Origin of the sequence: Pseudomonas sp. OST1909 (assembly GCF_015277575.1) — a bacterium.
GTDB lineage: Bacteria > Pseudomonadota > Gammaproteobacteria > Pseudomonadales > Pseudomonadaceae > Aquipseudomonas > Aquipseudomonas synxantha_A.
Genome location: NZ_CP063780.1, coordinates 4,085,436 through 4,101,785, shown reverse-complemented (window position 1 = coordinate 4,101,785; position 16,350 = coordinate 4,085,436). Strand labels below are relative to the sequence as shown.

The 16,350-nt window shown below is 60.4% G+C and carries 11 protein-coding genes; 8 read left to right on the top strand and 3 right to left on the bottom strand.

Annotation, left to right across the window (positions count from 1 at the left end; genetic code table 11):
* Positions 1–51 precede the first annotated feature (51 nt).
* From IH404_RS17675 to IH404_RS17650, 6 genes are all read left to right on the top strand, one after another.
* Positions 52–1,779, top strand: a complete 1,728-nt coding sequence (locus IH404_RS17675; protein ID WP_005789193.1) for an autotransporter assembly complex family protein — start codon at positions 52–54, stop codon at positions 1,777–1,779.
* Positions 1,779–5,465: a translocation/assembly module TamB domain-containing protein gene (locus IH404_RS17670; RefSeq protein WP_032803608.1), complete on the top strand. Its 3,687-nt coding sequence runs from the start codon at positions 1,779–1,781 to the stop codon at positions 5,463–5,465. The genes IH404_RS17675 and IH404_RS17670 overlap by 1 nt, the downstream gene beginning before the upstream one ends.
* Before the next feature lie 171 nt (positions 5,466–5,636).
* Positions 5,637–6,110, top strand: coding sequence for a MarR family transcriptional regulator (locus tag IH404_RS17665; protein ID WP_005789189.1), 474 nt, complete (start codon positions 5,637–5,639; stop codon positions 6,108–6,110).
* Complete coding sequence (locus IH404_RS17660; protein ID WP_005789187.1) at positions 6,107–7,558, top strand: efflux transporter outer membrane subunit; 1,452 nt, start codon at positions 6,107–6,109, stop codon at positions 7,556–7,558. Before IH404_RS17665 ends, IH404_RS17660 begins: the two co-directional genes overlap by 4 nt.
* Before the next feature lie 15 nt (positions 7,559–7,573).
* Positions 7,574–8,773, top strand: a complete 1,200-nt coding sequence (locus tag IH404_RS17655) for an HlyD family efflux transporter periplasmic adaptor subunit (RefSeq protein ID WP_005789185.1) — start codon at positions 7,574–7,576, stop codon at positions 8,771–8,773.
* The gene (locus IH404_RS17650) at positions 8,773–10,302 is read left to right on the top strand and encodes a DHA2 family efflux MFS transporter permease subunit (RefSeq protein WP_194438609.1); all 1,530 of its coding nucleotides are present in this window, start codon (positions 8,773–8,775) and stop codon (positions 10,300–10,302) included. Before IH404_RS17655 ends, IH404_RS17650 begins: the two co-directional genes overlap by 1 nt.
* 133 nt (positions 10,303–10,435) lie before the next feature.
* On the opposite strand, the gene lpxH is transcribed toward IH404_RS17650, so the two are convergent.
* Both lpxH and IH404_RS17640 read right to left on the bottom strand, forming a co-directional pair.
* Positions 10,436–11,185, bottom strand: a complete 750-nt coding sequence (gene lpxH, locus IH404_RS17645; RefSeq protein WP_005789181.1) for a UDP-2,3-diacylglucosamine diphosphatase — start codon at positions 11,183–11,185, stop codon at positions 10,436–10,438.
* The gene (locus tag IH404_RS17640) at positions 11,182–11,685 is read right to left on the bottom strand and encodes a peptidylprolyl isomerase (RefSeq protein ID WP_005789179.1); all 504 of its coding nucleotides are present in this window, start codon (positions 11,683–11,685) and stop codon (positions 11,182–11,184) included. Before IH404_RS17640 ends, lpxH begins: the two co-directional genes overlap by 4 nt.
* A 261-nt stretch (positions 11,686–11,946) precedes the next feature.
* Here IH404_RS17640 and IH404_RS17635 point away from each other — a divergent pair, with 261 nt between their 5' ends.
* Both IH404_RS17635 and cysS read left to right on the top strand, forming a co-directional pair.
* The gene (locus tag IH404_RS17635) at positions 11,947–13,647 is read left to right on the top strand and encodes a glutamine--tRNA ligase/YqeY domain fusion protein (protein WP_005789177.1); all 1,701 of its coding nucleotides are present in this window, start codon (positions 11,947–11,949) and stop codon (positions 13,645–13,647) included.
* Between the two features lie 19 nt (positions 13,648–13,666).
* The gene (gene cysS, locus IH404_RS17630) at positions 13,667–15,049 is read left to right on the top strand and encodes a cysteine--tRNA ligase (RefSeq protein ID WP_005789176.1); all 1,383 of its coding nucleotides are present in this window, start codon (positions 13,667–13,669) and stop codon (positions 15,047–15,049) included.
* 103 nt (positions 15,050–15,152) lie between these two features.
* Here the strand turns inward: cysS and IH404_RS17625 are convergent, their stop codons facing one another.
* Entirely contained in the window at positions 15,153–16,160 is a 1,008-nt protein-coding gene (locus IH404_RS17625; RefSeq protein WP_005789174.1) for a YiiX/YebB-like N1pC/P60 family cysteine hydrolase, read from the bottom strand.
* Positions 16,161–16,350: the final 190 nt, after the last annotated feature.

Here is a 16,350-nt window from a genome sequence, read left to right as displayed (position 1 = left end):
AGACAAATCCGAGTTCAAAGTCCCTCCCTAGCTCGTGTAGCATCCGCGCCTATGAAGTATCCAGGAAGATTTACCAGCGGCTTGATTCTGCTGTTCACAAGCTGCGGCGCATTGGCGCAAAGTGAACTGGACGTGCGGATCAAACCCTCAAACGACGCGCTGAAAGCCAACATCGAAGGCTATATCGGCGGGGTCGGCGATCGTGACGAAGAAGCCTTGCTGCGGTTCAGCCGTGGCGCCGAGGAGCAGGCGCGCAAAGCCGCGCAGGCACTGGGCTTCTATCAGCCACAAATCGCCAGCGAGGTGAAGGGCGGCAAGAACCCGCGCCTGACCCTCACCATCGACCCCGGCGAACCGGTACATTTGCGCGACGTGACTATTCGGGTCGATGGCCAGGCCGCGAGCCTCAAGGCCTTTCGCGTACCCGCCAGCGACGACCTCAAGCCCGGTGCCGTGCTCAATCACGGTCATTACGAAGACGCCAAGCGCCTGATCCAGAACCAGGCGTCACGCTACGGCTTTTTCAGCGGGCGCTTCACTAGCCAGAAGCTCGCGGTTGACCCTCAAGCGGGTGTGGCCGACATCGAACTCATTTACGACAGCGGCCCGCGCTACAGCATGGGCAAGGTCAGCTTCAGCGGCGACACGCCGTTTGATGAAGAACTGTTGCAACGCATGGTGCCCTTTGACAGTGGCACGCCGTACGACTCCGAGCTGGTCGCCGAACTCAACCAGAACCTGCAAGCTAGCGGCTTCTTCGAAGGCGTGCGCGTAGACGCCAGCCCCACCGCCGCGACCAACGACGTAATCCCCGTCGCCGTGCAATTGGAAACCCGCAAGCCCCGCACCATGGGCCTCGGCCTGGGTTACTCCACCGACGTCGGCCCACGGGGCAAAGCCAACTGGACGCGGCATTGGGTCAATCCCCAGGGCCACAGTTACGGTTGGGAAGCCGAATTGTCGGCGCCGCGGCAGAACGTCGGCCTGTGGTATGACATACCGCTGGACCCGCCGCTTACCGACAAATTGCGCTTTGCCGGTGGCTATCAGAATGAAGAGATCGCCAACACCGACACCTTGAGCAAGCTGCTTACCGTCGGTCCCGAATGGCACAGCAAGTTGCCCAGCGGCTGGACGCGGGTGATTTCCCTCAAGTACCAGCGTGAGGAATACCGCCTGGGCAATGACTCGGGGCTGAGTAACCTGTTGATGCCGGGGGTCAGTTATTCCTACCTGCGCAGCGACAACCGTATCGACCCGCACCATGGCTATCGCCTGATGTTCGACACCAAGGTCGCCAAAGAGGGCCTGGGGTCTGACACCAACCTGCTTTACGGCACGGCCACGATCAAGGGCCTGACCACCTTGTGGGACAACCACCGTTTTCTGGGGCGCGCACAATTTGGCGGCAGTGCCACCAACGGCTACAAATCCGTGCCGCCGTCGTTGCGCTTCTTTGCCGGTGGCGACCAGAGCGTGCGCGGCTACGAGTACCAGACCCTGTCGCCCGAGAACGATCGTGGCGACCGTATCGGTGGTCGCTACATGGTGGCCTTGAGTGCCGAGTATCAATACTCCATCACCGATAAATGGCGGATCGCGACCTTCATCGACCAGGGTAACTCGTTCAACAACCTGGACCTGCCGAGCCTGAAAACCGGCGTCGGCGTCGGCGTGCGCTGGGTTTCGCCGGTGGGGCCGATCCGCCTCGACCTGGCCCATGCCCTCGAAGATCCGGGCGGCGTTCGCTTGCACTTTTCCATGGGGCCTGAGCTGTGATGCGTGGTTTTAAGATAGCGGGGCTGGTGCTGGTCGCCATCCTCGTGTTGCTGTTGTTGGCGCTGTGGTCAGTGCTTGGCACCCAGGCGGGCAGTCGCTGGGCCTTGGGCCAGGTGCCAGGGTTGAGCGTGGAGAATTTCCAGGGCCGCCTGGGCGGGCAGTGGAGTGCCGATCATCTGCTGTGGCGGCAGGACGGCAGCCGCGTCGAGCTGAATGCGCCGACGTTTGACTGGTCGCCCGGCTGTCTGTTGCGCATGACCCTGTGTATCAACCGACTGGACGTGGAACAGGTCAGCCTGGAATTTGCCCCCAGTGCCGAAGAGAGCAGCAGCGGGCCGATTCAACTCCCCGACCTGAAACTGCCGGTTGCCATCCAACTGGGCGACGTTCGCATCGGTAGCCTGCTGTTCAACGGCAGCGAAGAACTCAAGGGCCTGCAACTGGCGGCGCACTGGACCACCGCTGGCATGCAGATTGACTCGGTACATTTGCAGCGCGATGACCTGGTGCTCGACCTTGCCGGCCTGCTGCAACCTACCGGCGATTGGCCGCTGAATGCCACCGGCAACCTGAGCCTGCCCTACGCCCCAGGCGGTGCACCCTGGAGCGTCGCGCTCAAGCTCGACGGCGACCTGCTCAAGACCCTCAATCTCGACGCCGACAGCAGCGGCTACCTGCCGGCCAAGCTCAAAGGCGAGCTGCAACCCCTGGCCGAAAATCTGCCGGCGCAGTTGCACATCACCTCCGAGGCGTTCAAGCCCAGCGCCGACCTGCCTGACACCTTGCAACTCAACCAGTTGGACTTGAGCGCCAAGGGCAACCTGAAAGATGGCTACCAGTTGCTGGGCAAGGCCGTGCTGCCAGCGGAAAAAGGCCCGGTGGATTTACTCCTGCAAGGCAAGGTCGATGCCAAGGGCGCGCAGATTGCCGGCCTGGACCTGAATGCCGGTGACCAGCAAAGCCTCAAGCTCAGTGCCAACCTGGATTGGCAACAAGGCTTCAGTGCTGACGCCAAAATCGACTGGCTGGACTTCCCCTGGCATCGCCTCTATCCCGTGATCGACGAGCCACAAGTGGCATTGCGTACCTTCAATGGTGAAATCTCCTATAAGGACGGCAATTACCTGGGCAACCTCAAGGCCGACCTCGACGGCCCGGCGGGTAAGTTCAATGTGGTCACCCCCTTCAGTGGCGACCTCAAGCAGGTCTTCCTGCCCGAGTTGAAACTGACGGCCGGTCAGGGCAAGGCCGAAGGCCACCTGAACCTGCAATTTGCCGACGGTATTGCCTGGGACACCGCGCTGGACCTGTCGGCGTTGAACCCGGCGTACTGGGTGGCCGAGTTACCCGGCACCCTGGCCGGACCGCTGCGCAGCAAAGGCGAGTTCAAAAATGAACAACTCAAGCTCAACGCCGACCTTGACCTCAAGGGCCGCCTGCGCGGGCAAACCGCTGTGCTGGCGGCCAAGGCCGAAGGTGCAGGCGAACAATGGACCCTCGCCAACCTGGACATCCGCCTGGGTGACAACCGCATCAACGGCAGTGGCAGCCTGCAACAACGCCTGGCCGGGCAGATCGACATCAAGCTGACGCGCCTGGCCCAGCTCTGGCCGCAACTGCGCGGGCAAATCAATGGGCGTGTCGATGTGGCCGGCACCTTGAAGGCGCCGCAAGGCAAACTCGACCTCAAGGGCCAGCAACTCGCATTTGCTGACAATCGCCTGCAAGCCCTCAACCTCGACGCCAGCCTCGATAGCGCCCAACGCGCCAAGCTCGACCTCAAGGCCAGCGGCATCTACGCCGGCGAAACCCAGGTCGGCAACCTGACCGCCAGCGCCCAGGGCGATATAAAGAACCAAAAGGTCCAACTGGACCTGGCCGGCCCCCTGGTCAAACTGGCCCTGGCATTGGATGGCAACCTCGATAAAAACAACTGGCGCGGGCGCCTGGCCAGCGGTGATGTACAAGCCGGCGGCCAGGACTGGCGGCTGCAAGCCCCGGCGAAAATCGAGCGCCTGGCCGATGGCAAGCTGACCTTCGGTGCGCACTGCTGGGTTTCCGGGCCCGCCAGCCTGTGCGGCGAAGACCAGCGCCTGATGCCCGAACCGAAGCTGCGTTACCACCTCAAGCAATTCCCCATCGACAGCCTTGCGGCCTTTTTGCCCAAAGACTTCGCCTGGCAGGGCAAGCTCAATGCTGACGTACAGCTCGATTTGCCGGAAAGCGGGCCCAAGGGCGTAGTGGCGGTAGATGCCAGCGGCGGCACCTTGCGCGTGCGCGACAAGGGCCAGTGGCTGGATTTCCCCTACGACACCCTGAAGCTGGAAACCACCCTCAACCCCAAGCGTATCGACACCCAGCTGAATTTCCGTGGCGGCAAGCTTGGCGAGTTGTTGTTGCAGGCGCAGATAAATCCGCTGCCGAACAACAAGCCGATCACCGGCAATTTCAGCCTCACGGGCCTGGACCTCGCCGTGGCGCGGCCCTTTGTGCCGATGGTGGAAAAACTCACCGGCAAGCTCAACGGCAGCGGGCGTATCTCCGGCGGTTTGCTGGCGCCGCTGGTCAACGGCAACCTGAACCTGGTGGACGGTGAAGTCTCCGGGCCCGAGTTGCCCATCAGCCTTGAGGGCTTGAACCTGCAGGCGCAGATCGCCGGCGAAAGCGTGCAGCTCAACGGTGGCTGGCGCAGCGGCAAGGCCGGGCAGGGGAGCCTCACGGGCCAGATCGACTGGGGCCGCGCCCTGGTGGTCGACCTCAGCCTCAAGGGCTCGCAACTGCCGGTCACCGTAGAACCCTACGCCAAGCTGGAAGTGGCGCCCGACCTGAAGATCAGCCTCAAGGACGACAAACTGGCGATTGCCGGCAAGGTTCACATTCCCCGTGGTGATATCACCGTGCGCGAGCTGCCGCCTTCGACGGTCAAGGTCTCTGACGACACGGTGATCATCGGCAGCCAGACCGAAGAGGGCAAAGCGCCGATGGCGATGGCCATGGATATCGACGTGGAGGTGGGTGAAGAGCAGCTCAACTTCGCCGGCTTCGGTCTCACCGCCAAGGTCCAGGGCCATGTGCATATTGGCGACAACATGGACACCCGTGGCGAGCTGTGGCTCAACGACGGCCGTTACCGTGCCTACGGCCAGCGCCTCAACGTGCGCCGCGCACGGCTGTTGTTTGCCGGGCCGCTGGATCAACCGTTTCTGGATATCGAAGCCGTGCGCGTAGTGGTCGAATCGTCCCGCACCGTGACTGCCGGTATTCGCCTGAGCGGCAGCGCCGAGCAGCCGGCCACGCAGATTTTCTCCGAGCCGGCCATGGCTCAAGAGGATGCGCTGTCGTATCTGGTGTTGGGCCGTTCGCGCACCAACACCGGCGAAGACAACAACATGCTCGCCGAAGCCGCTCTCGGCCTGGGCTTGATGGGCAGTGCCGGCGTGACCTCGGATATCGCCAACAAGCTGGGTATCCAGGACTTCGACCTCGACACCCAGGGCACCGGTAACAGCACCGCCGTGGTAGCCAGCGGCAAGATCAACGAGAAACTCAGCCTGCGTTATGGGGTCGGGGTGTTTGAACCGGCCAACACCATTGCCTTGCGCTACTTGTTGAGCAAGAAGGTGTACCTGGAAGTCGCTACGGGCGTAGCCAGTTCTCTGGATATCTTCTACAAGCGCGATTTCTGATCGGTACGCGGTAAAAAATGTGGGAGGGGGCTTGCTCCCACATTGGTTTTCATTTCACTCCAGCCTTCGGTCAACTACCAAGCAACCTAATTATTCCATTTGACATTCGCTGCCTAAGCAGTAATATCTCGTCACACATTCACTGCCTAGGCAGTAATAAGGTGACTTTCGATGCCTCACTTCACCCCTGACAACTTCCACAACTGCCATCTCGGCCTGTTGCTGGGCCGCGCCGCGATCCTCAAGGACCGCATCATCGACACCCATATGGAACCCCACGGCATCACCGCCGCGCAGTTCAAGGTGTTGATCATCATGGCCCAGTTCGGTGTAGACACCCCGGCCGAGCTGTGCCGCAACCTGTCACTCGATAGCGGTTCGATGACGCGGATGCTCGACCGGCTGGAGCAAAAAGACCTGCTCAGCCGCAAGCGCTCCGAGCTGGACCGACGCCAGGTGCAGCTGGTGCTGACTGCCGAGGGCCAGCGCCTGGCGGACATGCTCCCGCACATCGGCGCCCAGGCCCTCAACCAACTGGCCGGCGCGCTTGAACCGGGCGAGTTGGAAACCCTGGAGCGGATCCTGAAGAAGATACTGATCGCTGCGGGTGACCCCATCACGATCCAGCGGGTAGGTAGATCATGAACACACGCGCATTCAGCCTGGTGCTGGCGGCGATGACGTTGGCCGGTTGCGCCAACTACAGCGGCCTCGACACCCAGGGTCAGCGACTGGACGCCAACACCCTGCAAACCGGCAAATCCCTCAGCGGCGTGACGCTGTCGAGCGCCGCCTGGCCGGCCGCCGACTGGTGGAAAAGCCTGGGCGACCCACAGCTTGACGGCCTGATCCAGGAAGCCCTGCAAAACAGCCCCGACATGCAAGTCGCCGACGCCCGTGCCCACCAGGCCGAAGCAGCGGCCTATGCCGCCAACGCCGCGCGTATGCCGACCGTGGATGCCAGCGCCGGTGTAAGCCGCTCGCGCTTGGCCAAGGACCAGGACCCACGTGGCCAGGGCGATGCCTATTCGACGGTGCGCAACATCGGCGCCAGCTTCAACTACAACTTTGACTTGTGGGGCGGCCAGCGCGCCGCCTGGGAAGCCGCGTTGGGCCAGGCCCGCGCCGCCGAAGTCGACCAGCAGGCCGCGCGCCTGACCCTGGCGGCCAACGTGGCCAAAGCCTACAGCGACCTGGGCCAGGCGCATATCGTGCGTGACCTGGCCGTCGATGACCTCAAGCGCACCCGCCAGATGCTCGACCTGAGCAAGCGCCGCCTGAGTTCCGGCATCGACAGCGAATACCAGTACCAGCAGACCGAGAGCCTGGAAGCCAGCTCCCAGTCGCAACTGATCGACGCGGAAAAACAACTGCAAAGCGCCAAGATCGCCCTCGCCGTATTGCTCGGCAAAGGCCCGGACCGTGGCGACGAGTTGGCGCGCCCGACGGTGCTCAAACCCAGCGCTATCGCCGTGCCTTCGGTATTGCCCGCCGAGCTGCTCGGCCGTCGTCCCGACCTGGTGGCCGCACGCTGGCGAGTGGAGGCGGCGAGCAAGAACATCGATGCGAGCAAAACCCGCTTCTACCCCAACCTCAACCTGAGCGCGAGCGCAGGCGCCGAGTCGTTGCTGGGCGATGCGATGTTCGGTTCGGCCAGCCGCTTCTTCAATATTGCGCCGACGATTTCGCTGCCGATTTTTGATGGTGGCCGCCTGCGCGCCGACCTTGACGCCCGCGACGCCGACTACGACCTGGCCGTGGCCCAGTACAACAAAACCCTGGTGCAAGCCCTGGGTGATATCGGCAACAGCCTTTCGCAGCTGCGCGACACCGGCCGCCAGATCCAGGCCCAGCAACATGCCGCCGACATTGCCCAGCAGTCCTACGACACCGGGGTGCAACGCTACAGCTCAGGCATCGGAAACTACCTGGATGTGCTCAGTATCGAGCAGCAACTGCTGCAGGCCCAGCGTCAGCTGGCGACCCTGAAGGCGGCGCAGATCGATCTGTCGATTCAACTGATGCAGGCCCTGGGTGGCGGATACAACGCCAGCAACGTGGCCGCGACCACCCCCGCCACACGCACGGAATAATTTGAGGTATTTGTCATGGCCACTGCCGACAGCAACAACGCAACTGAACAACCTAAAGACAACAACCCACGCAAACGCAAAGTCATGCTCATCGGCCTGGCGCTGATCGTCATCCTCGGTGTGGTCGGCGTGTGGGCCTGGTATGAGTTCTACGGGCGCTTCAATGAGAGCACCGACGATGCCTACGTGAACGGCAACGTGGTGGAAATCACCCCACTGGTCACCGGCACCGTGGTCAGCATCGGCGCCGACGATGGCGACCTGGTGCATGAAGGCCAGGTGCTGATCAATTTCGACCCCAACGATGCTGCCGTTGGCCTGCAAAGTGCCCAGGCCAACCTGGCTCGCACTGTGCGCCAGGTGCGCGGGTTGTACAGCAATGTCGACGGCATGAAAGCCCAGGTCAATGCGCAGAAGGCCGATGTGCAAACGGCTCAGGACAACTACAACCGGCGTAAGACCCTGGCCCAGGGCGGCGCGATCTCCCAGGAAGAACTGTCCCACGCTCGCGACAGCCTGACCGCCGCCAGGAACGCCTTGACCAACCTTGAGCAACAACTCAAAACCACCAATGCCCTGGTGGATGACACGGTGATTTCGTCCCACCCCGACGTGCAAGCCGCCGCTGCACAACTGCGTCAGGCCTACCTGACCAATGCGCGCAGCACCCTGATTGCGCCGGTCACCGGCTATGTAGCCAAGCGCACCGTACAACTGGGCCAGCGTGTTCAACCGGGCACCGCGCTGATGGCGGTGATCCCGCTGGACCAGCTGTGGATCGACGCCAACTTCAAGGAAACCCAACTGCGGGATATGCGCATCGGCCAGCCGGTGGATATCGAGTCGGACATCTACGGCAGCGACGTGAAGTACAGCGGCACCGTCGACAGCCTCGGCGCCGGCACCGGCAGCGCGTTCGCTTTGCTACCGGCACAGAACGCCACCGGCAACTGGATCAAGATCGTGCAGCGGGTACCGGTGCGCATCCATATCAACGCCGAAGAGCTGGCCAAGCACCCGCTGCGGGTGGGGTTGAGTACCGTGGTCAACGTAGACCTGCACGACCAGAGCGGCCCGGTGCTGGCGCAACAGGCGCCGCAAAAAGCCTCGTTCACCACCAACGTGTATGACCGTCAATTGGCCGAAGCGGATGCCATGATCAATCAGTTGATTCATGACAACAGCGTCGCCGCTCCCAAGGCTGCGCAACGCTGATGAGCAATAACGCCTCGTTCACGCCACCCAGCCTGTTGATGGCCACTATTGGCCTGTCGCTGGCGACCTTTATGCAGGTGCTCGACACCACCATCGCCAACGTGGCCTTGCCGACCATTTCCGGCAACCTGGGCGTGAGTTCGGAGCAGGGCACCTGGGTGATCACTTCGTTTGCCGTAAGCAACGCCATCGCGTTGCCGCTCACCGGCTGGTTGAGCCGGCGCTTTGGCGAGGTGAAGCTGTTTCTGTGGGCGACCATCCTGTTTGTGCTGGCCTCGTTCCTGTGCGGTATCTCCACCTCGATGCCCGAGTTGATCGGCTTTCGGGTGCTGCAAGGTTTGGTCGCCGGGCCGTTGTACCCAATGACCCAGACGCTGCTGATTGCGGTTTATCCCCCGGCCAGGCGCGGCATGGCCCTGGCGTTATTGGCGATGGTCACGGTGGTGGCACCGATTGCAGGCCCTATCCTTGGCGGCTGGATCACTGACAGCTACAGCTGGCCGTGGATCTTTTTCATCAACGTGCCCATCGGTATCTTCGCGGTGATGGTGGTGCGCTCGCAGTTGAAGAAACGCCCGGTGGTCACCAGCTACCAGCCTATGGATTACGTCGGGTTGTTGAGCCTGATCGTCGGGGTCGGTGCCTTGCAGATCATCCTCGACAAGGGCAATGACCTGGACTGGTTCGAATCCAACTTCATCATCATCGGTGCGGCCATTTCGGTGATCGCCCTGGCGGTGTTCATCATTTGGGAGATGACCGACAAGCACCCGGTGGTCAACCTGCGGCTGTTCGCATACCGTAATTTCCGTATCGGCACCATCGTGTTGATCCTGGGGTATGCGGGCTTTTTCGGCATCAACCTGATCCTGCCGCAGTGGCTGCAAACCCAGATGGGCTATACCGCCACCTGGGCCGGGCTGGCGGTGGCGCCCATCGGCATTTTGCCGGTGCTGATGTCGCCATTCGTGGGCAAGTACGCGCACAAGTTCGACCTGCGCTTGCTGGCAGGCCTGGCGTTCCTGGCGATTGGCCTGAGCTGCTTTATGCGCGCCGGTTTCACCAACGAAGTGGACTTTACCCATATCGCCATGGTGCAGCTGTTCATGGGCATCGGCGTGGCGCTGTTCTTCATGCCGACCTTGAGCATCCTGATGTCCGACCTGCCGCCGCACCAGATTGCCGACGGCGCGGGGCTGGCGACCTTTCTACGTACCCTGGGCGGCAGCTTCGCGGCCTCGCTGACCACCTGGATCTGGATTCGCCGGGCGGATCAGCACCATGCCTACATGAGCGAGAACATGACCACCTACGACTCGGCCACCCGGGATGCGTTGCAGGCGCTGGGCGGGGCAGGGCAGAAGGCGTACACGCAGCTGGACCAGATTCTCACCAGCCAGGCGTACATGATGTCCACCGTGGATTACTTCACGTTGCTGGGGTGGATGTTCATGGGCTTGATGTTGCTGGTGTGGCTGGCCAAGCCACCGTTCACGGCAAAGGCAGGGCCGGCGGCTGCGGGGCACTGATCATAAGGTCAGCGCGGTCCCTGTGGGAGCTGGCTTGCCTGCGATGCCGACACCTCGGTGTATCAGATGCACCGAGGTGATGCTATCGCAGGCAAGCCAGCTCCCACAGGTTGATCGGTGTTGTGTCAGAGGTTTAGGCGCCAGGCAACGCCAACTGCGGGTTGACGAAATCAAACGCCGCCAGTTGAAAGCCTTGCTCATCCACCTGCAGCGCCCACCCTTGCTTGTCCCAGTCCCCCAGCACAATGCGCTTGGCCGCCTGGTCGCCGATCTGCAACTTATGGATCGCAGGGCGGTGCGTATGGCCGTGGACCAGGGTGCGCACGCCGAACTGCTGCATTACTCGCGGCACTTCTTCAGGCGTGACATCGACAATGTCGTTGGCCTTCATGCGCACTTGAGCAGAGCTTTCGTTGCGTAGTTTGCGCGCCAGTTTGTGGCGCGTGCCCAGGGGCAGGTGGCGCAGGATAAACAACACAATCGGGTTACGCAGGATGCGCCGCAGCTTCATATAGCCAAGGTCGCGGGTGCAGAGGCTGTCGCCGTGCATCAGCAGCACAGGCTCGCCATACAATTGCACGACACTCGGGTCCTTGAGCAAGGTAGCGCCTGCCGCTTTGCAGAACGCCTTGCCGATCAGGAAATCGCGGTTGCCATGCATGATGAAAATCGGGGTGCCGCTGTCGCTCAGTTCACGCAACGCCGCACAGATGGAACGCTGGAAGGCAGTCATGCCATCGTCGCCAATCCAGGCTTCGAAGAAGTCCCCCAGAATGTACAACGCCTGGGCGCCACGGGCGCGGCCGTGGAGCAGATCCAGAAACGCCCGGGTAATGTCCGGGCGCTCCTCTTCCAGATGCAAATCTGAAATCAGTAATATCACCCAACGATCTCGGCTTTCTCGACGATCACGTCTTCGGCTGGAACGTCCTGGTGACCGGCCTTGGAGGTGGTGGACACGCCTTTGATCTTGTCGACAACGTCCTGGCCTTCGGTGACTTTACCGAACACCGCGTAGCCCCAACCCTGCACGTTCTTGCCGCTGTGGTTGAGGAAGGCGTTGTCGGCGACGTTGATGAAGAACTGCGCGGAGGCCGAATGCGGCTCCATGGTACGGGCCATGGCGACGGTGTACTTGTCGTTGGAAAGGCCGTTGTCCGCTTCGTTCTGGATGCTTGGACGCTTGTCTTTCTTCTCTTTCATGCCAGGCTCGAAACCGCCGCCCTGGATCATGAAGTTGCCGATGACACGGTGGAAAACGGTGTTTTCGTAGTGGCCGGCTTTCACGTATTCGATGAAGTTGGCGACGGTGATCGGCGCCTTGTCGGCGTTCAGCTCGATGACGATGTCACCGTGGTTGGTGGTCAGTTTGACTTGAGTCATGTTCACTACTCTTTTCAGGGAATTCGTGGGTTTGGGCGCCTGGGCGCCACGACCGGTTTGGCGAAGCTTGGGCCAAGACGCGCAGTTTAGCGTGCCTTGCAGGAATTTCGAGGTGGTTTTTTACCGCGCCTGTCATTAAAGCAGCAATTAAAGCAGCAGTTTTCGACCGCGCTCTGTCAGGTGGTTGACAGCTTCGGCTATGATAAGCCCTTTGTTTTATCTGGCCTGACCCGGCCACGAACCTGTCTGTTCAAGGATCCTATGAGCAAGCCCACTGTCGACCCTACCTCGAATGCCAAGGCCGGACCTGCCGTCCCGGTCAATTTCCTGCGCCCGATCATCCAGGCGGACCTGGATTCGGGCAAGCATACGCAGATCGTCACCCGCTTCCCGCCAGAGCCCAACGGCTACCTGCACATCGGTCACGCCAAGTCGATCTGTGTGAACTTCGGCCTGGCCCAGGAGTTCGGTGGCGTCACGCACCTGCGTTTCGACGACACCAACCCGGCCAAGGAAGACCAGGAATACATCGACGCCATTGAAAGCGACATCAAGTGGCTGGGCTTCGAATGGTCCGGTGAAGTGCGCTACGCCTCCAAGTATTTCGACCAGTTGTTCGACTGGGCTGTCGAGCTGATCAAGGCCGGCAAGGCCTATGTGGACGACCTGACCCCGGAGCAGGCCAAGGAGTACCGTGGCACGCTGACCGAGCCGGGCAAGAACAGCCCGTTCCGCGACCGTTCGGTGGAAGAGAACCTGGACTGGTTCAACCGTATGCGCGCCGGTGAGTTCCCGGACGGCGCCCGCGTGCTGCGTGCCAAGATCGACATGGCCTCGCCGAACATGAACCTGCGCGACCCGATCATGTACCGCATCCGCCATGCCCACCACCACCAGACCGGTGACAAGTGGTGCATCTACCCCAACTACGACTTCACCCACGGTCAGTCGGACGCCATCGAAGGCATCACCCACTCCATCTGCACCCTGGAGTTCGAAAGCCATCGCCCGCTGTACGAGTGGTTCCTGGACAGCCTGCCGGTGCCGGCGCACCCGCGTCAGTACGAGTTCAGCCGCCTGAACCTGAACTACACCATCACCAGCAAGCGCAAGCTCAAGCAACTGGTGGATGAAAAGCACGTGCATGGCTGGGATGACCCGCGCATGTCCACGCTGTCGGGCTTCCGTCGACGTGGCTACACCCCGGCGTCGATCCGCAACTTCTGCGACATGGTCGGCACCAACCGTTCCGACGGTGTGGTCGACTTCGGGATGCTGGAATTCAGCATCCGCCAGGACCTCGACGCCAACGCCCCGCGCGCCATGTGCGTGCTGCGGCCGTTGAAGGTGGTGATCACCAACTACCCTGAAGGCCAGGTCGAGAACCTCGAGCTGCCGCGTCATCCGCAGAAAGAAGAGCTGGGCGTGCGCAAATTGCCGTTCGCCCGCGAAATCTACATCGACCGCGATGACTTCATGGAAGAGCCGCCCAAGGGCTACAAGCGCCTGGAGCCGAACGGCGAAGTGCGCCTGCGCGGCAGCTACGTGATCCGTGCGGACGAAGCGATCAAGGACGCCGATGGCAACATCGTCGAACTGCGCTGCTCGTACGATCCGGACACCCTGGGCAAGAACCCTGAAGGCCGCAAGGTCAAGGGCGTGGTCCACTGGGTGCCGGCAGCCGCCAGCATCGAGTGCGAAGTGCGTTTGTACGATCGTCTGTTCCGCTCGCCGAACCCTGAGAAGGCCGAAGACAGCGCGAGTTTCCTCGACAACATCAACCCTGACTCACTGCAAGTGCTCACAGGTTGTCGTGCCGAGCCATCGCTTGGCGACGCACAGCCGGAAGACCGTTTCCAGTTCGAGCGCGAAGGTTACTTCTGCGCAGATATCAAGGACTCCAAACCTGGTGCTCCGGTATTCAACCGTACCGTGACCTTGCGAGATTCGTGGGGCCAGTGATTCTGTTTAAGGAACTGTCGTGCTAACGATCTACAACACACTCAGCAAGACCAAAGAAGTCTTCAAGCCGCTGGATGGCAACAAGGTGCGCATGTACGTGTGCGGCATGACCGTGTACGACTACTGCCACATCGGCCACGGCCGCAGCATGGTTGCCTTCGACCTGGTGACCCGCTGGTTGCGTTTCAGCGGCTATGACCTGACCTATGTGCGCAACATCACCGACATCGACGACAAGATCATCAACCGCGCCAACGAAAACGGCGAGTCGTTCGACGCGCTGACCGAGCGCATGATCGCTGCCATGCACGAGGACGAGGCGCGCCTCAACATCCTCAAGCCGGACATGGAGCCGCGTGCCACGGACCACATCCCTGGCATGCATGCGATGATCCAGACCCTGATCGACAAGGGTTACGCCTACGCTCCAGGCAATGGTGACGTGTACTACCGCGTCGCCAAGTTCATGGGCTACGGCAAGCTGTCGCGCAAGAAGATCGAAGACCTGCGCATCGGCGCGCGTATCGAAGTCGACGAAGCCAAGCAGGACCCGCTCGACTTCGTCCTGTGGAAAGGTACCAAGCCCGGCGAGCCAAGCTGGGAATCGCCGTGGGGCCCTGGGCGTCCGGGCTGGCACATCGAATGCTCGGTGATGTCCACCTGCTGCCTGGGCGAGACCTTCGACATTCATGGCGGCGGCAGCGACCTGGAGTTTCCGCACCACGAAAACGAAATCGCCCAGAGCGAAGCCGCCACCGGCAAGACCTACGCCAATGCCTGGATGCACTGCGGCATGATCCGCATCAATGGCGAGAAGATGTCCAAGTCCTTGAACAACTTCTTCACCATCCGCGACGTGCTGGAAAAGTACCACCCGGAAGTGGTGCGCTACCTGCTGGTGTCCAGCCACTACCGCAGCGCCATCAACTACTCGGAAGACAACCTCAAGGACGCCAAGGGCGCCCTGGAGCGGTTCTACCACGCGTTGAAAGGCTTGCCTTGCGTGGCTCCGGCCGGCGGCGAAGCCTTCGTGGCACGCTTTACTGAAGTCATGAACGACGACTTCGGCACCCCCGAAGCCTGCGCCGTGCTGTTCGAGATGGTGCGTGAGATCAACCGCTTGCGTGAGAGCGACCTCGACGCAGCGGCCGGTCTGGCGGCGCGCCTGAAAGAACTGGCGAGCGTGCTGGGTGTGTTGCAGATGGAAGCCGATGACTTCCTGCAAGCGGGCGCTGAAGGGCGTGTGGATGCCGCAGAAGTAGATGCACTGATCCAGGCGCGTCTGGCTGCTCGGGCTAACAAGGACTGGGCGGAATCCGACCGTATCCGTGACCAACTGACCGCGATGGGTGTGGTGTTGGAAGACGGGAAGGGCGGGACGACGTGGCGGTTGGCTGACTAACCGTTGGTAGCAACACGCAGAATGAAAAACGCCCCGACTGGTTTGGGGCGTTTTTGAATATGAATATTGGAGACTTGGCTTGTTGTAGGCGTGATGCATGCGGTCAATAGTGAGAGAATAATTCTGTCTTCTTCTCTGCGAGCATTACTAGGGTTTCGTATAGTACTATTAATTGTCCGAATGTTTTGTTTGGGTAATTTTTATAGTTCTCGCGCGTTATATAAAGAGATTCTAAGTGGCGGCTTAGCTGATGCTGTGCCATGCTTAACTCGTTTTGGGCGATCTCTGCTCTCTTCTGTTTATCGGTCGCCCACTTTTCAAATTCAACTTGGCTGTACCGCCAGGGACTTTCTTCGATATCAATTTTCCATAGTTCCAAGTAACCAGATTTGATTGTTAAATTGGCAATGATATCGTCCGCACCCTCAGTGGTAATGGCTAAGGCTTCGAGGTCGTGCAAAGTCTGGATGGAGTCTCCGTATAGTTTTCTAACGCTTTCGAGTAGCTTTTTGATTGTGTCAGTATGTATTTTAATTTTGTTCTTTGAATCGTCGTTTATAAGCGCTACCAGCTCTTCAGGGACGCGGATAACTGCCTTTTCAACCAGTTCGAGCGTTGGAGAGTTGAAAATTTCGACTGGAGTGCAGCTGAATGGAGTGGCCGATAACTTCAGGCCCGCATGGCTGTAGGCTTGCGCTACCAGCCTTGAGCAAAATTGAAGGCTTGAAGGCTTTTCAAGGTCGACTTTTAAATGCCCAAACCATTCTTTCTTGAAAAGGGGCGCCGCCTTCATGGCCTCCCATATAGAATATACAGTGCCAATTTTTAATCGAGCGTATTGATCAATGATTTTCAACGTCTCAGGTGAAAGAGACGGGTTATATCGCTTTAGGGCGATTTGATTCGGGTGTTCAACAAGTAATCTCTGTGCATTAAAAGAATGAACACCTCCTTTTTTATCCGCATGTATGCAGCTGCCATAACCTACGCAAAGCATGACGTGCGAATAGTTGCCGCCGGTAAAGTTTCTTATAGTCTTGCTTGTGAGACTTGTTTCGGTGGTGAAAACGATATCTCCGGGCTTCATCAGTGCCAAGTCGATCGAGTACATTTATTGTTCTCTCATGTTGTATGGGGAAAGGTTTAGTGCTGGATCGACCGGGCGCTTCCCGATGTGGTGCGTATCGGGATGATGTTGAGTTGGCGCTATTGGCGGCGCGTATCCGATCGTTTGCCTGGCGCCAAACCCAATGTGGGAGCTGGCTTGCCTGCGATATCGGTTTATCAGTCACAGCATCATT